Genomic DNA, 20,938 nt, shown 5'->3' on the forward strand with positions numbered 1-20,938 from the left:
TAGCTGAGCTAGCTCCGAGCTCGAGAGGCGACCGACGTTGGCGCCAAGTGTCGGACTTTCCTCGTGATTGAGAAGCGGGGGAGGGGGTGGGGCTTCGTGTGCGGGTGGGAGGAGCCGCTCTGCTGAGGGACGTCGTTCTCGCGCGGCCGCTCGAGGCAACGAAGGAGCTCCCCCTCCCTCGCGAGGGTGACGTGGACCTCCCCTGGTTCGTATCCTCGGTCGCCTCCGCCCCCGCCGCCGAGCCGACCGACGTTGACGCCAAGTGGCTGACTTTCACCGCGATCAGGATCGCGGGGCGTGGCGGGCCCCCCAAGCTGGCGAAGGCCCACCCCTCCCTCGCGGCGGGCGAGCCCCCGCTCGCCGAGAGGCCCAAAATCCCGAAGCGTGACCTTCGCAGGGCTTCGCGGTAGCCTCGTCCTTCTCCAAAGCCCACCCCGAGGGGAACATGAAACGCCTGACCATCAGCGCCGACGCCTGCACCGAAACCCTCGTCTTGCTCATCATCATGGCGTGGGCCGACGGAAAGCTCGAAGACCGCGAGAAGGAGGGCGTCCGCGCCGCCGCCAGCGTCTTCAATCTCTCGAAGGAGCTCCGCGGCCGCCTCGACAGCCTCATGGAGAACCCGCTCCCGGTCGACGAGCTGCTCGTCGAGGCCCTCTCCGATCGTGAGCGCGCCTTCGCCTACGTGGCGGCGGCGTGGGTGTCGGGCGTCGACAACGACGTCGATCCGAAAGAGAAAGAGCTCCTCGATAGGGTGGCCGATCTTTTCGGCTTCGACGACGTCCGCAAAGACGAGCTCACCACCATCGCTCGCGACCTCGAGCCCGGCCGCGCCTCCGAGGTGAACTGGGCCGCCGAGATCGAGCGCCTCTTTCGGGCCATTCCCCCGCGCCTCGAGCACAAAGCCGAAGGCGAAGACGTCGAGGTCGCGATCGGCTGACCGTTCCTTCAATCTTTTCGACGTGTTACGGGCGTGCCACTCGCAACGGGGGGGCGCGCCCGTTTCCTTTGGATGCACGAGGGCCGCGCCTGCTCGACCCGCCGAGAAATTCGATCCCGACCCGCCGAGCGTTATGCTCTCGCCGCCGTGAAGCTCCGCCTGTCCCGTCGCTCGCTGGCCATCGCGCTCGGGGTCGTCCTCGCGCTCGGGGGCATCGGCCTGCTCGCTACGCCCCCGATCGCGCGGGCCAAGGCGCGCAAGGCCGCCGAGGCGCAGCACCTCGACGTCACGATCGGATCGGTGAGGCCGGGTTTTTTCGCGGTCACGCTGAAGGACGTGCGTGTGGCGCCGGTGGGCGAGTCGGGCATCACCGCCACGTTCCCCGAGGTCCGAGCCTCCCTCTCGGCCGGGCTCTCCCTTCGCCGCGTCGAGGTCCACGGCGGTGAGGTCCAGCTCGAGGGCCCCCTCGAAGACCTCGAGAAGAAGCTCTCTCGATGGCGCGAGGCGCGTCCGAAGCCGACCCACGAAGCCGAGAAAAAGGGGCCCGAGCGTGAGGTCGTGGTCGACGGGCTCGCGCTCACGTGGGGCTCCCCTTCGACGGGCCACGACCTCCGCGTTCGTGGGGCGAGCGTCGTCGTCGACGGAGAGCGCCTCGAGGTCCGGGCCGAGTCGATCGAAGCGAAGGCCGCCGAAGGAGAGCTCGTCGTGTCCGGTGCGACCGTCGAGCTCGACGGGCAGCGCCGCTTGAAGCGCGTCGAGAGCTCCAAGGTCCTCGTCGCCGTCGTCGGAAAAGCGGCCAAGCCCGAGACCCCTGCGGCTGCGGTCGGAGCCGTCCCCGAGCCACCCCCACTCCCCGTCGTGCCCCCACGGAAGCTCGCCAAGGGTTCGAAACCATTGCCAAAAGCGGCTCCGGTCGAGGCCGGGCCGTTCGTGCCTTTGGTCCCGTTTCCCGATCTCGAGGCGCTACGCGCGAAGGTCGGTCTCGTCACCCGCACGATCGCGGAGAAGCTCCCCGAGGGGAGCGAAGTGAGGCTCCCGCAGGCGACGTTCGAGATGCGAGGCGCGACTCCATTCTCCGTGGGCCCGGGTGCGTTCACGCTCTTGCGCGGGAAAGAGTCGGTCGTCTTGGCGTTCCGCTCCACGGGCGAAGGGTCGGGGAGCACGCCGCTCTCGATCGAGCTCGTGTCGCCGACGGGGACAGGCGAACCTTCGCTCACGCTCGCGGGAGGGCCGATCCCGCTCTCGGTCTTGGGGCTCCGTGAGGGCGCGCTCGGGCTCGTGGAGACCTCGCGGGCGATGCTGTCGGCGAAGGGGAGGCTCGCGCTCGACGCGGCGGGCAAGAGCGCCACGTTCGACGGGGACGTGAAGCTCTCCGACGCCTCCATCAAGCAGCCGAAGCTCTCTCGCGAGACACTTCGCAAGGTGACCGTGGGCCTCTCGGGCAAGGGGCTCCTCACGAGCCAGGCGCTCCGCGTCGACGATGGTCGCATCGAGGTCGGCACCACCCACGTCGGACTGCGGGGCACGCTCGAACAAGACGCCTCGCACCTCGTCGCGAGCTTCTCGTTCGACCTGCCTACCGTGTCCTGTCAGGATCTCGCGCAGAGCGTGCCCGAGGGGCTCATGCCGACCGTGCGCGCGATGCGCTTCGCGGGGGCGTTCGGTGGGCGTGGGCGCATCGCGTTCGACACCAAGAACCTCGACGCCCTCGACCTCGACTACACCATCGACGATCGCTGCCGCGCCACCGAGGTGCCGAGCACGCTCTCCCGCGAGCGGTTCACCACGGCGTTCACACACACCATCACCCACCCCGACGGCACGCTCGGCGAAGCGCGCACGGGGCCCGGGAGCGGCAATTGGACCGAGCTCGGCGGCATCAGCCCGTACATGCCCGTGGCCGTGCTCACCACGGAGGACGGCAGCTTCTTCCGCCACCATGGCTTCAACCACACGGCGATCAAACAGAGCGTGGTCGCCAACGTGAAGGCCCGCAAGTTCGTGCGCGGCGCGAGCACGATCACGATGCAGCTCGCGAAGAACTTGTTCCTCGTGCGCGAGAAGACGCTCTCTCGAAAGCTCGAAGAGATCGTGCTCGCCGACTACCTCGAGCAGATCTTCCGCAAGGACGATCTCATCGAGCTCTACCTCAACGTGGTCGAGTTCGGCCCCGACGTGTACGGCATCACGCAGGCCGCGGCGCACTACTTCGGGCGTACGCCGCTCGAGCTCACCCTCTCGGAGTGCCTCTTCCTCTCGTCGGTGCTGCCCTCTCCCGTGCGCTCGCACCACCTCGCCGAGCACGGTGAGCTCCCGGAGCACTGGGGCAAGCACCTCCAGGCGCTGATGCGGATCGCCGAGCGCACACGCCGCATCTCGCCCGGCGAGCTCGAAGAAGGCCTCGCCGAGACCGTCGTGTTCCACAAGGCGGGGACCCCACGGCCGCCGCCCCGAGCGCCGCGCAAGATCCGGGGAGACCGAGATGGCGACCCCGAGCCCGAGGACGACTGGCACCGGCTCGACTAAGGCGATCTGGAGATCATGGATATTATGAGGCTTTTCGCGGCAGTCCTTGGCGCTGCCGTGCCCCGCGAGAGAAATCGTTGACACGGCGAACGAGGAGAGTATTCTCCGCCGCGCTCGATCACCAAGGTCGATGCACCCATAGCTCAGCTGGATAGAGCACTGGTCTACGGAACCAGTTGTCGGAAGTTCGAATCTTCCTGGGTGCGCTGAACGAAGAACCGAATCATGCGCGGCCCCAAAAGGCCGCGTTTTTCGTTTCGAAGGACACGCATGACCGACCTTCTCTCCGACGTCGACGAGGCCATGATGGCGCTCGCTCTCGCCGAGGCCGACGTCGCCGCGGAGACGGGCGAGGTGCCCGTCGGGTGTGTCATCGTGAAGGATGGCGTGGTCCTCTCGCGTGGGCACAACCTGCGCGAGGCTCTCCAAGATCCCACGGCCCACGCCGAGATGATCGCCATCCGTGCGGCTGCGTCGGAGCTCGGGACGTTTCGCCTCGAGGGCACGACCGCGTACGTGACCCTCGAGCCGTGCGCGATGTGTGCTGGCGCGCTCGTGCTGGCGCGGGTGCCGCGTGTGGTCTGGGGCGCCCGTGATCCGAAGGGAGGCGCGGTCGCCACCCTCTTCGGCGTGGGGACCGATCCCCGCCTCAACCACGTGTTCGCGACCCGGGAGGGCGTGCTCGCGGACGCGTCGGCCGCGCGCCTCCGAGCCTTCTTCGGGTCGCTTCGGGCGCGGGGCAAGAAATAGCGTCGAGAGAACCATGCCAACCTCGCAAAGTTTGCGATCTGCGCGGTCTCCCTGACCCGTGTGTCCGGTGGTCCCCGCCGGGAAACGACCGACGTTGACGCCAACTGATGGAAATGACTGAGTTCTTGGTGGTGGTACGCTCGGTGCTAAGGGGAGGGCACCGCACGACGCTTGCTTCGTAGAGCTTCGCTTCGTCGTCTTTCGTGCGGTCCTAGAACGAGCTTCGCTTCGACTTCTTTCCGCCCCGCTTCGCTTTTCTTGGTTTTGCGGTCGGGCTGGCCGCGTGTGCGTCGCCATCGTGTGGCGCCTTGCCTTGCTTGTCTTGAGGAGCTTCGGGCCGTGAATCGTGTCCTTCGGGGCGCGTCGAGCGTGACGAAGCCGTGGGAGCGAGCTTGACCGTGGCGTGGCACCGACGAGGGTCGCCGCGCCACGTTGCTTTCGAAGGGCAGCGGCTTTCGTCGCGAGGCACGGACCGCTACCTTCGAGGAGTGCTTCGACGCGCTCTTCGACCTCTCGTGATGTCCTCGGCTCTGGCGGTGCTCGCGACGCTGCCCTCGGCCGCGTCCGCCGTCGAGCGCCCGGGATGGCTCGGTGTCGCCATGGACGAGACGACGACCGGCGTGCGCGTGGCCCACGTGGTGCGAGGCTCCCCGGCCGCGCAGGCGGGGCTGGAGCGGGGGGATAGGCTCGTCTCGATCGACGGGGCGCCCGTGAAAGACGCCGCCGAGGTGGTCCGCGCGGTCTCGAGCCACGCCGCCCAGAGCGTCGTGCCCATCGTGGTCGTGCGCGCCGACAAGCGCCTCACGCTGCGCGCCGAGCTCCGTGAGAACCCGGGCTCCGAGAACGTCACGCGCATGGAGCACGTGGGCGCGCAGGCTCCGCCGTTCGACGGCGCGATCCCCATCGGCGCCGCCCCGAAGACGATCGCGTCGCTGCGCGGCCGCGTGGTGCTGGTCGATTTCTGGGCGTCGTGGTGCGGCCCGTGCCGCATGATCGCGCCGCGCCTGTCCGCCCTCCAGGACAAGCTCGGCGCACAGGGGCTTCGCGTCGTAGGCATCACGTCGGACCCCGTCGAGAAGGCCGCGACCTACGTCGAGCTCGCGGGTCTCAAATACCCCACGCTGGCCGACCCGGGCTCGTTCGTGTCCCGCGCGTACCACGTGAACGGGATCCCCTCGCTTTTCGTCATCGATCGGCGCGGCGTCGTGCGCGACGTGATGGTGGGCTTCGATCCCTCGCGCGACGCCAAGCTCGAGGCGTTGGTCACGGCGCTCCTCGCCGAGCCCGATCCCGGGGAGCCGCCCGCGAAGACGGAAGCTCCCTCGAAAGCTCCGTAGTGGCCGCCGACACGAGGGCGCTCGTTCGTGTTCTGAGTGAGCTCTCGTGGACCCTTCGCCGCGAAGGGTTCGCGATCGCGCCGAGCCAAGCGGTCGACATCGCGCGCGCCGTCGTCCTCCTCGGGTTCGAGCGAAAGAGCGACATCCGCGACGCCATGGCCGCGATCGTCGGCGTGCGGCCTCGGGAGCGGGCGCTCTTCGACACGACGTTCGACGCCTTCTTCGACGCAGGATCGCGCCTCGGCCTCGACGAGCGGCTCGTGCGCGCGGGCGCGACCCCCGAAGAGCGCGAGATGATCCGCTCGTTCCTCGATGTCCTCGCCGACTCGCACGACGACGCCGCCCTCGTGGCGCTCCTCGAAGGAGGAGGAGAGCTCTCGCGCCTCCTCTCTGCGAAGGGAACGCGGGAGCTCGTCGCGACGGCCGACTCGTCGCTCCGGTCGGGCGTCGTGCTCCATCGTGTGATCGAGCGCCTCGGGTACAAACGGGCCTACGACGAGCTCACCGAGCTCAAGGCGCGGATCTCGGGCGCGTTCGGTGAAGATCGCGCGGCGTTGCTCGACGCGGCGCTCCGCGAGGCCCTCGCGCGGACCCAGGCCGAGCTCCGCGCGCACGTGCGCTCTCGAGCCGAGCGCGCCGAACGAAGGCGCGTGCCGACCGGCCTCGACGACACGCCGTTCGAGGCCCTCGACGCCGCCGAGGTCGACGAGGTCCGGCGCGCCGTGCGAAGGCTCGTCGAGCGCCTCCGAGGGCGGAACGAGGTGCGTCGGAGGCGCGCGCGTCGCGGACGGATCGCGTCGGGGCCCACGGTCCGTCGTGCGTTTCGTACGCTCGGGGTGCCGGTGGCGCCCGTCTTCCGCGCCCGAAAGCTCCGCAAGCCGCGCCTCGTCGTTTTGTGCGACATCAGCGAGTCGGTGCGCGGAGCTGCCCGATTTCTCTTGGAGTTCTCGTATCTTGCGCAGTCCCTTTTCGAGGACGCGCGTTCGTTCGTGTTCGTCTCGGAGCTCGGCGAGACCACGCGCCTCTTCCGCGAGAAACCCATCGCCTCCGCGCTCGCCGAGGCGTTCGGTGGAAGGGTCGTCTCGGTCGCCTCGAACTCGAGCTACGGCCGCGTGCTCAAGTCGTTCGTCGCCGCTCACCTCGACGCCGTCGACCGAAGGACCACCGTGGTCGTGCTCGGTGACGGGCGCACGAACTACCTCGACGACGGCGCGCCCGAGCTCGCGCGCATCGCGGGGAGGGCGCGGACGGTCCTATGGCTCTGCCCCGAGCCTCGCGCGGCGTGGGCCCAAGGGGACAGCGCGATGGAGCGCTATGCCAAGCACTGCGCCGCGGTGCTCGAGGTGCGGTCCGCGAGCGAGCTCGAGCTCGCCCTTCGTCGTGTGGTCGGCTGAAGGACCGAGCTTCCCGCGCCGTTTTTCATCACGCTCATGGGCCATCGGTGGGGGGCGCGGTGAGCCGAACTTTTCCTTCGAGGCGCTTCGAGATCCAGAGGTGGTTGTGCGCGTCGACGATGACCGCCCCGACGCCCTCGAGGCTCTCGACGAGCGCGAGCCCCTTCTCCGGACCGAGCACGAACACCGCGTCGTCGATCTCGTCGGCGAGGAGCGCGGTGGGGGCCCAGATCGTCACCGAGCGGCATGCCTTCGCGGGGTATCCCGTACGAGGATCGATGATGTGATGGTACCGGCGCCCGTCGATCACGTAGCTCCGCTCGTAGTCGCCCGCCGTGCTGAACGCGTGGTCCGTCAGCGGGAGGAGCGCGAACGAGCCCTTGCCTCGAGGATCGCGGATGCCCGCCGACCACTCGGAGCCGTCCGGTTTTTTCCCTCTCGCGAAGAGGTCGCCGCCGGCCTGAACGAAGAACGACGTGAGCCCCGCCTTCTCGAGCACGGCGACCGCCTTGTCGACGGCGTACCCCTTCGCGATCCCGCCGAGGCCGATCTTCACGCCGGGCTTGGCGAGCCCGATCGTGCGCTTCTCGGCGTCGAGCTTGATGTGCCGGTAGTCGAGGAGCGGGAGCTTGGCCTTGATCTGGGCCTCGGTAGGGGGATGTGGGTCGAGGTCCTCGTCGAACTTCCAGAGGCCGTGGAGGCTTTCGAAGGTGATGTCGAACGTCCCGGAAGAGAGCTCGGCCGCACGCACCGACTCCTTCACGAGGTCGAAGGTCTCTTGGCTCACGGCGACGGGAGCCGAGCCCGCGGAGGCGTTGACGCGCGTGATTTCGCTGTCTCTCCATGTGGTCATGAGCCCTTCGACGCGCTTGATCTCGGCGAGCGCTTGTTCGAAGGCCCGGCCCACTCCCGCCTTGTCGACCTTCGGGGTCGTGTAGGCGGCCACGCCGATGTGGGTGCCCATCGCGGTCCCTTCGTTCCAGACCCGCTCGGGGACGAACGGCGCCGGCGGCGGCTCGGGAGCGCGAGGCTCGGACGCGGTGGCGGCGGGTTGCGGGCCGGCCGAGGCCACGGCTTGAGGGGGAGGCGGTTGGGTCTGGCAGCCGGAGAGAAAAACGACGAGCGCGGCGAGGGACCCTAACGCCACACGCACCTTCGAGGTCATGCGCCGATGGTAGTCAAACCTGCGCGAAAGTCGCGAGGTTATGCCGCTGGGCGCGGCGTTGTGAGATACTCGACCGGTGACGTCCGAAGAGAAATCGTTGGCGAAGGGCTCCCTCGAGGGAGATGGCGGTGGTGGGGCCGCGGCCGTCGACGAGCCGCACGCCCCTTCGCTCGCGCTGACGATCGGCGGCGGAGAGCTCGAAGGGCCCTCGCTCGCCCTCCAGCTCGGTGGTGGTGAGCTCCCTCACGACGTGCACCACGGCCTCGAGCCCGACGAGCGCGGCTCGATCAAAATCGAGATCCCGGCGGGGCTGCTCGCCGAAGGGTTGCCTGGGCCCCTCGCGCTGCAGCTCGATCGCGAGGCCATGAGCGAGACGCTCACGGGCGCGCTCCCTCCCGCCGACACGGAGGCGCCCCAGCTCAAGCTGCCGACGGGCCCCGAGTTCAAGGTGCGCGGCGCCTTGTGGAAGGCCTCGAACAACGTCGACGCGGCGAAAAAAGGCTCATTTTTGGGCGAGATCCTCGTCGCCATGGGCGCCGTCACCACGGCGGACGTGGACCGCGCGCTCGCGGCACAGGAGGAACGCGGCGGGCAGCTCGGGCGCATCTTGGTGTCGTTCGGCGTGTGCACCGAAGAGCAGATCTCGAAGGCCGTCTTCGAGCAGGTGCGCCTGCGCGCCGAGACCGGGTTCGCCGACGTGTCCACCGCCGCGCGCACGAACCCTGCCGCTGCGGGGCTCAAGGTGCTCTCGCGGCCGTGGCTCACGTCCCTCGTGCTCTTCGGCGTCGACGCGTTCTCGCTCGTTCTCGCCGCGTTCCTCGGCGTGGTGGTCGACTTCTTCCTCGCCGACGGGTTCGTGCTCTGGCGCGAGCTCTACGTCGTCGCGCCGACGCTGCTCCTCTGCCTCGTGGTGTACGCGTTCCTCGACCTCTATTCGCCCCTCGCGAAGAGCGCGCCGGACGAGCTCCGCGAGATGGTCCTCGGGACGTCGCTCGTGCACGCGGCGATGTTCATCTTGTCGGTGAGCGGCAACCTCGCCACCCGCTGGCACCTCTCGTCGAAGCTCGTGTGGTGGGGCGCGACCCTGGCGCTCGTGCCGCTCGTCCGGGCGATCGTGCGAGGTCGCCTCTCGCGCACGGGGTGGTGGGGCATCCCCGTCATCGTGCTCGGCGCCGCCAAGACGGGGCGCCTCATCGTGCGGACGCTCCACTCGCAGCCTCGCAACGGGCTGAAGCCCGTGGTGCTCCTCGACGACGACCGCGCGAAGCACGGCACGCTGCTCGCGAGCCAGGTGAACGGCCGCGACGTCGACGTGCACTCCATCAACGTGCATGCTGCAAGCTTCTTGACCGAGGCCTCGCGCGCGCGCCTGGCCGACGAGCTGCTCGGGCCCGACGAGTCCAAGGTCCCGAGCCCGCGCGTCGTCGGCGAGGACCTCGGCGAGATCGGCTCGTACCCGCCGCCGAACGCCCCGATCGACATCAAGACGCCGGGCCAGTCGATCCCGGTGAAGAGCTCGATGTGGCCCCGCGGGAAGTTCGCCGAGGTCGAGGGCGTGCCCCTCGTGGGCGACCTGTCGCTCGCGCCTATCTTGGCGAAAAAACTGAAGATTCCGTACGCGATTGTGGCCATGCCGGGGCAGCCCTCCGACACGCTGCTCTCGGTCGTCGAGCGCGTCGGCGGTCAGTTCTCGCACCTCCTGGTCATCCCGGATCTGTTCGGGTTCGCCACGCTCGGCGTCCCCGCGAAGAGCGTGGGCTCGGTGCTCGGCGTCGAGGTGAGGCAGCAGCTCCTCTTGCCTTGGCCGCGCCTCGCGAAGCGCATCCTCGACGTCAGCTTCACCGCGCTCGGAGGGCTCTTCGTGCTGCCCTTCCTCGTCATCATCGCGCTCCTCATCAAGCTCGATTCGAAGGGGCCGATCTTCTACATGCAGAAGCGCCTCGGGCGCGGCGGCAAGTACTTCAAGGCGTGGAAGTTTCGCACCATGCACGGCGACGGCGAGGCCCGCCTGAAGCAGGTGCTCGACTCGGACCCGGCGCTCCGCGAAGAGTACGAGGTCTATCACAAGCTCCGGAAAGACCCGCGCGTCACGCGGATCGGTCGTGTGCTGCGCAAGTACAGCCTCGACGAGTTCCCGCAGCTCTGGAACGTCATCAACGGCGACATGAGCCTCGTCGGCCCGCGGCCCTACATCGAGCGCGAGATCCCCGAGATGGGCGGCAACGAGAAGCTCATCTTGCGCGCGACGCCCGGCATGACCGGCATGTGGCAGGTCTCCGATCGCAACGCGTCGTCGTTCGCGTGGCGCGTGCAGGTCGACGTCCACTACGTGCGAAACTGGTCGCCCTGGCTCGACATTTACATCTTGGCGAAGACCGTCGGGGTCGTCGTGAGAGGATCGGGGGTGTGATGGCGAACGTGCTCTCCAAGGTTATCTCCGATGCGGTGGAGCTCACGCGTGCGGCGCAAGGCCAGACGGGGCGCGGAGGCGCACCCGACACCAAAGAGGTGCTCAAGATCGCGGCGAGCCAAGACGGCTACCGCGTGCTCTTCTTGAACCGCCTCCGCGAGGCCGCGCGAGGGCGTGTGCCGGGCGTGAACCACACGCTCCGCATGGTGCAGACGGCGCTCTTCGGCATCGAGATCGGCAAGGACGTGACCTTGGGTGAGGGCGTGAACTTCACCCACACGCTCGGCATCGTGATCGGGGGCGACGCGAAGATCGGCGCGCGCGTGAAGTTCATGGGCAACAACACCGTCGGCACCGCGAAGGACAACGGCTATCCCATCATCGAGGACGACGTGGTGGTCGGCTGCGGCGCGCGCATCCTCGGGCCCGTGCGGGTGGGGGCGAGGTCCGTCATCGGCGCCAACGCCGTCGTGCTCTCGGACGTCCCCCCCGACACGGTGGTGAGCGGTATCCCCGCGAGACCACACAAGAAAAAGCCAGACGCCTGACCTGGGCGCGTTGCCTGCGAAGCACGCCGCGAAGTCGCCCTGGCCGAGCTTTGGTGCTAAGCCTCTGCCGATCTAGCCTTCGTTCGAGGAGAGCCATGAAGACGTTCGCACCGCTGCTTTTCTTGTCGCTCGTTCCGTTCTGCGTCTACGCCTGCTCGAGCGACCCCGAGGGGACGACCGACGGCGGCGTCGACCCTGGCGTCGACTCGTCGACCACGCTCCCCGATGGCGCGACGCTCGAGGACGGCGCGGTCGCCGACACGTCCATCCCCCCCTTGCCCGACGGGGCGCCGCTCCCCGACGGCGCACCCGATCCGAACCCGCTCGCCGGCGTGACGCCGGTCGTCCACCTCGCCGCGGCCGACATCCAGCTCATGGGTGCACAATACATCGATGGCCTCATGTTCGGGGACGGTGCGCTCTTCTTCACCGATCCGTTCGCCGAGGCGTCGACGGGGCACATCTGGCGTCTCCCGCGTGTGGGCAACGCTCCCGCGACGGTGCGCCCGTCGGCTCGCACCGTCGGCCTTTGCTTCGACAAGGCGAACGGCGGCTCGATGGTGGTCACCGAGACGTCGCCCTCGGCCATCGCGCGCCGCAAGCCCGACGGCACGACCCGCGAGGCCATCGCCGGGACGTTCAACGCCCTCGCGCTCAACGCTCCGAACGACTGCGTGGTGGTCGCGAACAAGGGCATCTACGTCACCGATCCCGACTACCTCGGCGCGACGCAGCCGAAGGAGCGTGTGTACCGCATCACCGGGACGCCCGCGGTCGTCACGTCGGTCGCCGAGTACGATCGGGGCAAACACCCGAACGGCATCGCGGCCACGGCCGACGGGAGCACGCTCTACATCGGGCTCACGGGCGAGGCCGAGATCGTCAAGGTGGCGCTCGGCGCCGACGGCACGCCCATGGGCGCTCCGGTCGCCTTCGCGAAGACGGGCCCCGCGCCCGACGGCATTGCGGTCGACACCGAGGGCAACGTCTTCGTGGCGACGCAGGCCGGCGTCGAGGCGTACTCGCCCGCGGGGCAAAAATGGGGCACCGTCGTGCTCCCGGGCACGCAGAAGGCCACGTCGATCGAGTTCGGCGGCGCCGACAACAAGACGCTCTACGTCGCGTCTCTCGCGAACGGCCTTGGGGGTGCGGGCAGCCCCGCGATCCACAAGCTCGAGCTGCGTGTCGCGGGCGTGAACTGAGGGTTTCGTGGGGTCTCCCCCGCGGCGAGCTTGCTCGCCGTTTGGGGGAGACCGCAGGCGCGCAAGGCGCGGAGCGCCGAGCACCTGCGAGTGGGGGCACCCCTGCTCGTGGCTCGAGCGGCTTCGTCGGTGACGCGCGCGCTTCGAGGGGAGAGGGGGATTGGCTCAGAGCTTCGAGAAGAAGTCCCAGGTGGCCTTGTGGGACTCGGGCCAAATGGTGTGACCGAGGCCGGGGACGAGGCACCACACCACGGGCTTTCCTGCGGCGCAGCCATCGACCGACGCGCAGGGAGAAGGGGCGACGGAGGTCGTCTTGGTTTTGTCGGGGCACTCGTTCGCGCGGGCGAAGTGATCGAGCGTCTTCTGGCCTTCGGTGGGGCTGTCGTTCTGGCCGTGGAAGATGATCGTGGGCACGCCCGGCGTGGGGCAGGCGAGGTTGCCCTTCGCGTCGTATTTGGCGCCCGCAGCGCCGTAGGGGCCGCCCGAGCCGTTCGACGCGGCGGCGCGGATGACGTCGCCTTTCCAGCACGCGAGCTGGTTCGCGAAGTATCCGCCGCGGCTGAAGCCCGTCACGAAGATGCGCTTCTTGTCGACGCAGTGGGTCTCCGAGATGGAGGTCACGAGGGCGTCGAAGAGGTCGGCGTCGGGATTGTCGGTGGGGGCCGAGTCGAGGTTCCAGGTTTTGTTGAGGCCGTCCGGGTAGACGACGATCGCGTTGCCGCCCGAAGCCTCTTCGAGCTTGATCGACGATCGGATCTGCGCGCCGGTGCCGCCGTCTCCGTGGAAGACGAAGACGAGAGGGTAAGCCTTGGTGGCTTCGTAGGTGTCGGGCACGCCGACCGCGTACGTTCGCGCGCGCGAGGTGACCGTGAGCTTGAGGCCCTGAGTGAAACCCGGCGTGACACCGGACTTGCCGCAGCCGATGGAGCCGTCGGTCGGGACGGTGACGACGCCGGTCGCGGTGGACGTAGGCGCGGTGCCGTCTTGGCCTGCGTCCGTCGGGTCGGCCGGAGCAGGTGTGGTGCCCCCACACGCGAACACGACCGCGACCGCGCCGAGCACAAAAAGCGGATAGGTTACGCGGGCTTGTCGCATCATTCGACGACGATGAGATCGCCGGGCTGGAGGGTGACGTTCGTGGTCACTCCCGAGCGCAAGTCGGAGAACTTGAAGCGCACGCGCTGGGGGAGGCTCTTGCGGACGAGGAAAATCTTGTCGCCGTCGGCGTAGTCGTTGAGGCCGCCGGCGCTGGCGATCGCGTGCAGCACGTTGGTGCCGGGCTCCATGTTGAACGTCCCGCTTTGGCGGACCTCGCCCGTGACCGAGACGGGGATCTGCACGGGCTGCTCGAGCACGATCGTGACGTTCGGCTCCTTGAGCATGTTCTTGAGGCGCGTCTCGATCTCTTTCGCGACCTCGTCGGGGCGTCGGCCGCGGGCCATGACCTCGCCGACGACCGGGACGGAGATCTTGCCGTCGGGGCGGACGTGCTCGCGCGTGGAGAACGTGTCCTCGCGGAAGACGCGCACGTTGACGATGTCGGTGCTTTGGATGGTGGTGACGTTGACCGTCGGGGCCTCGGGCGGGAGCGTGGACGCCCACACGAACGGGCCCGTGGAGGCGCATCCGGAGAGCGCGAGACCGAGAGCAACGAAGGCCGAAAGCCCGAAGATCCTCATGGTGGACATCACCCCCAGCATACACGCATTCGTTTCCCTGGTGGAGACGAGTTCGAGGGCCGTTTTTGCCGAAAAAGTGGCGCTCATGGGCGCGCCTTTCGGGCGGTGACGTCGGGCTTGGGGGCCGCGACGAGCGATCGCGGCGGCACGCTCTCGGAGAGGACGCACCCGGCCATGATCTTGCTGCTCGCTCCGACGGTGATGGGGCCGTAGAGCGTCGCGCCGACGCCCACGTGCACGTTCTCTTCGAGCGTGGGCGCGCCGGCGGTTTTTCCCTCGGCGTCGAGGCCGTAGCCGAGCGTCACGTGCTGGAATAGGATGGATCCGCGGGCGACCTTGGCCGAGTGGCTGATGGCGAGCCCGAACCCGTGCACGATCATGACCCCCGGCGCGAGCTCGGCGTCCCAGTGGATGTCGGACGCGTAGAGGTGGCGCATGAGGCGGCTCGTGAACTGGGCTGCGAGCAGGTTCCCGCGGGCGCGGAAGAGGCGCATGAGGCGGTACGCGACCAGGATCTGGAGGCCGATCTTCTTGACGCTGTCGGCCGGCAAGCTGCCCCCTCCGCCCTCGCCTTGACCGTATTTTCCCTGGTAGGCGCGCATCACGGCGTGATCTTCGCGAACGGCCGCGACGAACGAGGCGTAGGTCGCTTCGCCGGGCGACGCGCTGCCCGAGCCGTCGTTCTTCACGTCGCGGAGGGCCTCGCGGAAGGCCTTGTACTCGGCGACCACTCCGCCGAGGCTCCCCGACTCCTCACGGACGCCGCGGTAGAACTGGATGCCGTACACCAGTGTGGCGCCGGCCACCGCGAGGCGCTCGAGCCCGAGCTTGTCTGCGCCGATGGCGGCGGTGACGGCGAGCTTCGCGATCGGCTCGGCGAGCTTGGGGAGGCCGAGGCCGAGGCCCAGGAAGGGCATCGACACGGGCGAGATGTGGGCGATGTGGCGGAAGGGGCTCGCGTCGGCCACGTCGCGATGCTTGCGCCCTACACGTACCGCGTATTTCCCGTCATTTTGGCTCCGCGCGAGCCATTTTTCGACCTCGGTCTTGTCGGAGCCGTGGATGCTCTCGCCCTTGTCGGAGAAGAGCAGCGTGGCGCCGGCCTTCTCGAGGCGGATGCCGAGCTCCTCGTCCTCGAGGGCGCGGAAGGCCGGATCGAAGCCTCCGACGCGCAAGAAGAGCTCGCGATCGACCGACACGTTGCCGGTGTAGACGCCGTGCCCGCGGAGCTTCGCGCGCCCGGCAAAGAGCTCGTCGGCTTTGTTCGAGAGCATGCGCGCGAAGAACTTCTCGAAGAGCGGCATGCTCGCGATGTCGGCGTCGGGTCGGAGCTGGCCGAGCACGACGGTGCCGGGCTTCTCGTGGTGCGCGAGGTGGCCTTCGAGGAAGCCTTCGCCGACGCGCATGTCGTCGTCCAGGAAGACGACCACCTTGCCTTGGGCGAGCTCGGCGCCGCGCTGGCGCGCTTTGGCGGCGCCCGCGTTCTCTTGCCGGTGCACGACGAGAGAGAACGGGTAGGCCTTCGGATCGAGCACGGTGCGCACGTCGACCTTCGAGCCATCGTCGACGACGACGACCTCGAACCTCGTAGGCGAGAACGACTGCGCCGCGAGGTCGCCGAGGAGCCGCTTGACGAGATCCGGGCGGTTGTAGTTCGCGACGACGACGCTGGCGACGACGCCGTCACCCAGGAATTCTTCGGCAGTTCGGGGGAGCATGGGCCTCGAGATCAGCGGTTCAGGACGTACGAGCGCACGAAGCTGCGAGGGTGCTTCGCGAAGTGTTTGAGCCACGCGGCCGCGTCGACCACGGCGGGCATGCGGTCTTCGCGGTCGAGCACGGCGTCGGTCACGCGGGAGCGGTTGTCGCGCAGCCACGTGCGCCACTTGTGGACCTCGTCGCGGGACATTTGGCCGCTCATGCCTTGGAGCGACAGGACGAGGTTCAGCATCATCTCGTGGCAGTACACGTAGGTGCCTTCGCCGCGCCACGCGGTGGCCTTGGCGAGCTCGCGCGACGCCTCGTCCGTGCGGCCCTCGCACACGAGCGCGATCACGTACGGGAGCGGGTTGCCCCGGGCGATGTCGAAGCCCATTTGGCTGTAAAATCGGGGGTTTACGTCGATGAGCATGCGGCGGTCGCCGTCGGCGATGAACTCGGCCTCGAACGCGCCGCGGTAGCCCACCTTGGTGAAGAGCGCGCGGAGCTGCTCGAGTACACGAGGCTCGGGCTCGCGCCCTTCGAAGCACAATCCGATGCCCACCTTGCGCGGACGTTGGAGCACCTTCATCGCCGAGCGCGTGACGAGGTGGTCGTCGTCCACGTACCCCGAGACGCTGAAGATGCTCGTCTCGGCGGCCGTGTGGTACGCCTGCAGCATGGGCCGCGTGACCTCGGGGTGAGGCTTCGCGAGGGCCGGGTTGAACCGGACGAGCGCGTTGTACCGCTCGAGGGTCTCGGCGAGCGCGGCGTGGGTCTCGACGAGGGAGCCCTTGATGCCGCTCTCGAGGTAGATCTGCGTCCGCGGCTTGATGAGCATCGGGAAGGTGCCCTTCTCCTTCGCGAGGGCGACGAGCTCCGCGTCGGTCTCGGCGTAGAGCGTCTGGGGCACGTCGATGCCGAGCTCGCTACACACCTCGGTGAGGCGGCCTTTGTCGAGCAGCGAGAGGGTGACCTCTTCGCTCGGGTGCATGACGCGAAAGTGCCGCGAGAGCTCGGTCCGGTGCGCGGCGAAGAGCCACGCGAGGTGGTCGTTGGTCGGGTAGAGCACCGTCCCGGGGTGCTCGGCGCCGAACCGGACGAGCCAGCCGAGCAGCGCGTCGACGTCCCCGAGGGGCGGGTGGACGAGCTTCTCTTTGACGTACTTGGAGTAGAGCGCGCGCCCGTTCGTGGATTCGTCGGCGACGTAGACGGTCACGCCGCGCTCCCCGAGGCAACGCACCGCGGCCAAGGTTCCGTAGTAGTCCGCGCCGAGCAAGAGCACCTTCATGACGCCCCATGAGACGCGAAACCCGCGCGCGGGGGAAGGGGCCTCGTCGCGGGCGACGACCCTTGCTAGCGTGAGAAGATGGCGTGCGGGCTTCGGAGCATGGTCCTCGTGGGCGTCGCCTTGGGCGCGGTGGTCGTGGCGTGCACCTCGTTCGGGTCCGACACGGGCGACGCGCCCGATGCCTCGGCCGACGCGGCGGTCGGAAGCGATGGGGGCGTCTCGCTGCCCGACGGGAGCTCCTCCGACGCCACGCTCGAAGCGGGCCCTCGGCGAGCGTGGAAGGCCATCTTCGTGAGCCGCGGCACGACGACGGGCGACTTCGGCCTCCGAGAAGACAGGTTCGGTCGCGCCGACGCGATCTGCCAAGGCGAGGCCAACGACGCCCGCCTCGTCGGCTCGTTCGTCGCGCTCGTCCGGCCCGGTCCGAGCGGCGCGCTCGTCGATCGCGCGAAGGTAGGGAATGGTGAGAGCGGAGAGCGCTTCGTTCCACTTCCGGGCGCCGAAAAAGGTCGACTCGGGATCCGGCTCACGCCGCTCGACGTCCCTTCCTTCCAGGTGCGCGCCTACGCCGACGGTGCCGAAGTTCGCGAGCCGATCTTCGTGTGGACGGGCGGGATCGACCCGCAGAGCCGCCCGGGCACGTGCCGCAAGAACGACGCCGAAGACTGGCGCGACTCGACCGAGGATGGGTTGGGTCTCGTCGGCGACCCGCTACAGAACGGTAAAGCGGCCCTCGAGCTCGCCGGAGACTCTGGCTGCGACGAGTCGCATCACCTCTACTGCGTCGAGCGCTGACGCGGGCGGGAGACGAACCTCCCTCCCGCGCGCGTGTGTGCGGCGTCAGCCGTGGAACTTCTCTTTGAGCTTCAAGAACGGGCTCTCGAAGAACTTGAAGCTGAGCTGGCCCGCGCCCCAGATGAGCGTGATCGCGACCGTGATGAAAGCCACGTTGAGCCCCACCTGCGCGCCGACGCCCATCTTCTCCTGCGCCGCCTTCAGGTAGGGCACCGCGAAGGCGAGCAGCGGCCAGTGGAAGATGTACATGCCGTACGACACCTTCCCACACGACACGAGCACCTTCGACGACAGGAAGCGGCGCATGCGATCGGAGATGACGTCGTCCGAGCACATGGATACGGCGCTCGCGAAGAAGAGCGAGAGCAAGAGGTAGCCCGCGGCGATGACGCGGCGATCGTAGCCGTTCAGCCCCTTGGCGACGACGTGGAGCCCGAGGATCGCGAGCCCGGTGAGCACGAAGATCGGGAAGCGGAGGCGCCGCCACAGGTGCGAGAGCGAGTGGGACGACTCGCGCTGCAAGATCGCGACGAGCGCGCCGAGGAGGAGCCCGTCGGCGCGAGAGAAGGTCGCGCGGTAGGCGAACTTCACGATGGTGAGCGGATCCCACATGTGGCTCTTCAGCGTGAAGCCCGCGCGGAACACGATGCAGGCCACGATGAGCCCGACGGTGAGGCCGATGAGGCGACGCTTCGGCGTGAGCAGCGCGATCGCGGGCCAGACGAAATAGAACTGCTCCTCGATCGCGAGCGACCAGAAGTGAGCCGTCCAGCGCAGCTCGTGGTCGTCGAAGGCGAGCGTGTAGTTCTGCATGTAGAGCCAGTAGGCCGGCCCCGGGATCCACCCGCCGAGCGCGAGCCCGATGATCGAGCCCACGATGATAAATGCATAATACAACGGAAAGATACGGAGCACGCGCCGCATCCAGAAGAGCTTGAGGCGCGTGCCGATGGGCTTCTTGGACGGGGCGACGAGGCCGCGCGTGATGAGGAACCCCGAGAGGACGAAGAAGAGGTCGACGCCGATCCAGCCCGTGAAGAGGAGCCGCTTCACCTGCGTGACGACGAAGCCGCCCTCGGGGAACTCCCACGCGAAGTGGAAGACGAGCACGAGGAGCACGGCGATGCCGCGGAGGCCGTCCAAGGTCTGGATGTGGTTGTGCCCGTCGGCGCTGGGCCCGGGCGTCGGCTCGGGGGCGTTCTCCTCGAGGGAGGCGAAGCTCTCGCCGTCCTTCGAGGTGGCGAAGACGAGCCCGAGCGCGAGCAGCGAGAGCACCGCGGCGATGCCGAGGTCGTTGCCCTTTACGGGCTCGGGGAAGGTGAATTTGGCCTTGGTGAGCACCTCTTCGAGCTCGGCTACCGTGTCGACCGTCGCGCCGACGAGCGCCGGGTCGACGCCGGGGGCGCCGTCACGGAGGAGCATCTCGTTCGGGAGCTTCTTGAACCCGAGATCGTCGATGTACTTCTGCTCGGCGTCGTTGAGATCGACCGGCTCGACGATGAGCTGCGATTTGCGGGTCCCGAGGCTCCACTCGTAGTCCCACTTGTCGTGACCCGGGGAAAATACACCCTTCGGGAGGAGCCTCGCGATGTGCTTGTCGTTCTTGCCGAGCAGGTCTTCGGTCGGCCTGCGCGAGAAGTACGGGGTGGCGCCGGCGGCGGCGACGGCGATGCGGTGATCGTCGGGCGTGGTCGCGCGGAGGAGGAAGCCGAGGCGCGTGTAACGAGCCTCGTCGAGGTACTGCGCCGCGTTCTGCGTGGCCCAACGCCCGAGCGCCGTCGCGTGCGACGGGAACCACACGAGGGCGACAGCGACGAGCGTGGCCGACACGACGGTGGGCCGCGTGGCGACCCGTGAGCGCAAGAAGCCGAGCGCCTCGACGATGCCCACGCGCAGATCCTCGAGGAAGTAGAACGCGAGCCCGAGGCCCACGAAGGCCCCGCCGAGCGCGAAGGGCGTCTTGCTGAAGTAGATGGTGCGCGCGACACCTACCTCGGGGCGCAGCTTGCCGTAGACGTTCAGGGCGACGAGCACGAGGCCCATCGCGGCGATGCCGAGAGCGAAGCGCTTCGCGGCCTTCTCGTGCTCGTCGGCGCCCTTCTTGACGAGGTCGTCGATGCACACCGCGACGAGCACGATGAGCGCCGGCATGCCCACGCACGCGTAGCGGTTCGCGTAGAGCATCCACTCCCACGCGTCGCCTCCGACGTACGTCGCGTAGCCGATTTGTGCGAAGAAGAGGGCCCCGAGCAGCACGCGGCGGCGCGTCGCCTTGTCCTTGTAGAAGGCTTTGTCGGGAGCACCGAGCCGCGCGGCCACGATCGCGAGCGGGACGGCGAGGTGCATCGCGAGCACCTCGAGCGCCACGTACACGCCGCGCTTGATGCGCGCCGAGAGCGGGATGCCGATGAGCTTGAGGTACGCCGTGTTCGGCAGGCGGTCGTGGAAGTACTTGATGCGGAACGCCGTCTGCGCGCCCACCGCACCGCCCGCGCCGGCGGCGAGCGCCACCGCGAAGAGCACGCGTTTTTCGGCCGTATAGAGGCCGTAGAGGCCGATGAGCCCGATGGGGACCACCGAGTCCGAGCGCAGCAAGAGCGCGCTCGCCGTGAGCACGCTCATGAGCACCGTCCGGCCCATGGAGAACTTCTCTTCGTTCTCGAGCACGAGCCAGAGGAGCGTGTTCACGAGCAGCGTGAGCGCGCCGACCTCCATGCCTCGGAGCGTCCAGAAGACGAGGGGATAGTCGAACAGCGTGGCCGCGAGCACGGCGAGGGGCACCCAGGACGCGTCCGTCAGGCGCCGCGCGACCTTCGCGACGACGAGGCCGTTCGCCAGCAAAATGCACACGCCCGTGAGCATGATGAAGAGCGAGATCTTGGCCTCGGACAGGCCGAGCTTGTGCCCGACGGCCATCCAGAGCACCCAGAGAAGGTTCGTGAACCCCTCGATCGGCTCCTCGCCCACGTTCCACACGAGGCCGTGACCCTCGGCGAGATTGCGTGCATAGCGCATCGAAATCATGGCGTCCTCGAAGAGGACGAAGATGCGCGTGCCGGCGAGGACGAAGCTCGTGCGGTAGAGGAACACCGCGTAGAAGACGAGCGCGGCGAGCGCTACACCGAGGCGACTTTTGCGACTATCCACTGTGACGCGAGAATAGACCACCTCGCGAGCGCGTGAACCCGCTATGTGCCGAAGGG

The 20,938-nt window shown here is 68.4% G+C and carries 15 protein-coding genes and 1 tRNA gene; 10 read left to right on the top strand and 6 right to left on the bottom strand.

Annotation, left to right across the window (positions count from 1 at the left end; all coding sequences use genetic code 11):
• Positions 1-445 precede the first annotated feature (445 nt).
• From IPK71_09875 to IPK71_09900, 6 genes are all read left to right on the top strand, one after another.
• Positions 446-940 carry a TerB family tellurite resistance protein gene (locus IPK71_09875; GenBank protein ID MBK8214041.1) on the top strand — a complete coding sequence of 165 codons (495 nt, stop codon included), beginning with the start codon at positions 446-448 and terminating at the stop codon, positions 938-940.
• Positions 941-1,087: 147 nt separating this feature from the next.
• Positions 1,088-3,466, top strand: coding sequence for a transglycosylase domain-containing protein (locus IPK71_09880; GenBank protein MBK8214042.1), 2,379 nt, complete (start codon positions 1,088-1,090; stop codon positions 3,464-3,466).
• A gap of 132 nt (positions 3,467-3,598) precedes the next feature.
• Positions 3,599-3,672, top strand: a tRNA-Arg gene (locus tag IPK71_09885).
• A 100-nt stretch (positions 3,673-3,772) separates the two neighbouring features.
• Entirely contained in the window at positions 3,773-4,216 is a 444-nt protein-coding gene (locus tag IPK71_09890) for a nucleoside deaminase (GenBank protein ID MBK8214043.1), read from the top strand.
• A gap of 518 nt (positions 4,217-4,734) precedes the next feature.
• Positions 4,735-5,553: a redoxin domain-containing protein gene (locus IPK71_09895; protein ID MBK8214044.1), complete on the top strand. Its 819-nt coding sequence runs from the start codon at positions 4,735-4,737 to the stop codon at positions 5,551-5,553.
• On the top strand, positions 5,553-6,947 hold the full coding sequence (locus tag IPK71_09900) for a VWA domain-containing protein (protein ID MBK8214045.1): 1,395 nt from the start codon (positions 5,553-5,555) through the stop codon (positions 6,945-6,947). Before IPK71_09895 ends, IPK71_09900 begins: the two co-directional genes overlap by 1 nt.
• A 34-nt stretch (positions 6,948-6,981) precedes the next feature.
• On the opposite strand, the gene IPK71_09905 is transcribed toward IPK71_09900, so the two are convergent.
• Positions 6,982-8,112, bottom strand: coding sequence for an FAD:protein FMN transferase (locus IPK71_09905; protein ID MBK8214046.1), 1,131 nt, complete (start codon positions 8,110-8,112; stop codon positions 6,982-6,984).
• 973 nt (positions 8,113-9,085) lie between these two features.
• Here IPK71_09905 and IPK71_09910 point away from each other — a divergent pair.
• The 3 genes from IPK71_09910 (at position 9,086) to IPK71_09920 (ending at position 12,272) form a co-directional block, all read left to right on the top strand.
• Positions 9,086-10,522 carry an exopolysaccharide biosynthesis polyprenyl glycosylphosphotransferase gene (locus IPK71_09910; GenBank protein ID MBK8214047.1) on the top strand — a complete coding sequence of 479 codons (1,437 nt, stop codon included), beginning with the start codon at positions 9,086-9,088 and terminating at the stop codon, positions 10,520-10,522.
• Entirely contained in the window at positions 10,522-11,070 is a 549-nt protein-coding gene (locus IPK71_09915; protein ID MBK8214048.1) for a serine acetyltransferase, read from the top strand. Before IPK71_09910 ends, IPK71_09915 begins: the two co-directional genes overlap by 1 nt.
• A gap of 95 nt (positions 11,071-11,165) precedes the next feature.
• Positions 11,166-12,272: an SMP-30/gluconolactonase/LRE family protein gene (locus IPK71_09920; GenBank protein ID MBK8214049.1), complete on the top strand. Its 1,107-nt coding sequence runs from the start codon at positions 11,166-11,168 to the stop codon at positions 12,270-12,272.
• A 165-nt stretch (positions 12,273-12,437) separates the two neighbouring features.
• On the opposite strand, the gene IPK71_09925 is transcribed toward IPK71_09920, so the two are convergent.
• From IPK71_09925 to IPK71_09940, 4 genes are all read right to left on the bottom strand, one after another.
• A complete protein-coding gene (locus IPK71_09925; protein MBK8214050.1) occupies positions 12,438-13,370 on the bottom strand; it encodes a hypothetical protein in 933 nt (310 codons plus the stop codon).
• Positions 13,367-13,960, bottom strand: coding sequence for a polysaccharide biosynthesis/export family protein (locus tag IPK71_09930; protein ID MBK8214051.1), 594 nt, complete (start codon positions 13,958-13,960; stop codon positions 13,367-13,369). The genes IPK71_09925 and IPK71_09930 overlap by 4 nt, the downstream gene beginning before the upstream one ends.
• A gap of 74 nt (positions 13,961-14,034) precedes the next feature.
• Complete coding sequence (locus IPK71_09935) at positions 14,035-15,669, bottom strand: glycosyltransferase (protein ID MBK8214052.1); 1,635 nt, start codon at positions 15,667-15,669, stop codon at positions 14,035-14,037.
• 11 nt (positions 15,670-15,680) lie between these two features.
• A complete protein-coding gene (locus tag IPK71_09940; GenBank protein ID MBK8214053.1) occupies positions 15,681-16,940 on the bottom strand; it encodes a carbamoyl-phosphate synthase in 1,260 nt (419 codons plus the stop codon).
• Between the two features lie 78 nt (positions 16,941-17,018).
• Between IPK71_09940 and IPK71_09945 the strand changes: the two genes are divergently transcribed.
• Complete coding sequence (locus IPK71_09945; protein MBK8214054.1) at positions 17,019-17,735, top strand: hypothetical protein; 717 nt, start codon at positions 17,019-17,021, stop codon at positions 17,733-17,735.
• A gap of 45 nt (positions 17,736-17,780) precedes the next feature.
• Here IPK71_09945 and IPK71_09950 read toward each other — a convergent pair whose 3' ends face one another.
• Positions 17,781-20,882 carry an acyltransferase gene (locus IPK71_09950; protein ID MBK8214055.1) on the bottom strand — a complete coding sequence of 1,034 codons (3,102 nt, stop codon included), beginning with the start codon at positions 20,880-20,882 and terminating at the stop codon, positions 17,781-17,783.
• Between the last annotated feature and the right edge of the window lie 56 nt (positions 20,883-20,938).

Source organism: Myxococcales bacterium, assembly GCA_016712525.1.
Lineage (GTDB): Bacteria > Myxococcota_A > Polyangia > Polyangiales > Polyangiaceae > JAAFHV01.

Bases quoted from the DNA above. Each gene is read 5' to 3' on its own strand.
- IPK71_09920 (MBK8214049.1), top strand. From the start codon at position 11,166: ATGAAGACGTTCGCACCGCTGCTTTTCTTGTCGCTCGTTCCGTTCTGC.
- IPK71_09925 (MBK8214050.1), bottom strand. From the start codon at position 13,370: ATGATGCGACAAGCCCGCGTAACCTATCCGCTTTTTGTGCTCGGCGCG.
- IPK71_09915 (MBK8214048.1), top strand. From the start codon at position 10,522: ATGGCGAACGTGCTCTCCAAGGTTATCTCCGATGCGGTGGAGCTCACG.
- IPK71_09905 (MBK8214046.1), bottom strand. From the start codon at position 8,112: ATGACCTCGAAGGTGCGTGTGGCGTTAGGGTCCCTCGCCGCGCTCGTC.
- IPK71_09910 (MBK8214047.1), top strand. From the start codon at position 9,086: ATGGTCCTCGGGACGTCGCTCGTGCACGCGGCGATGTTCATCTTGTCG.
- IPK71_09895 (MBK8214044.1), top strand. From the start codon at position 4,735: ATGTCCTCGGCTCTGGCGGTGCTCGCGACGCTGCCCTCGGCCGCGTCC.
- IPK71_09935 (MBK8214052.1), bottom strand. From the start codon at position 15,669: ATGCTCCCCCGAACTGCCGAAGAATTCCTGGGTGACGGCGTCGTCGCC.
- IPK71_09945 (MBK8214054.1), top strand. From the start codon at position 17,019: ATGGCGTGCGGGCTTCGGAGCATGGTCCTCGTGGGCGTCGCCTTGGGC.
- IPK71_09930 (MBK8214051.1), bottom strand. From the start codon at position 13,960: ATGTCCACCATGAGGATCTTCGGGCTTTCGGCCTTCGTTGCTCTCGGT.
- IPK71_09875 (MBK8214041.1), top strand. From the start codon at position 446: ATGAAACGCCTGACCATCAGCGCCGACGCCTGCACCGAAACCCTCGTC.
- IPK71_09890 (MBK8214043.1), top strand. From the start codon at position 3,773: ATGGCGCTCGCTCTCGCCGAGGCCGACGTCGCCGCGGAGACGGGCGAG.
- IPK71_09940 (MBK8214053.1), bottom strand. From the start codon at position 16,940: ATGAAGGTGCTCTTGCTCGGCGCGGACTACTACGGAACCTTGGCCGCG.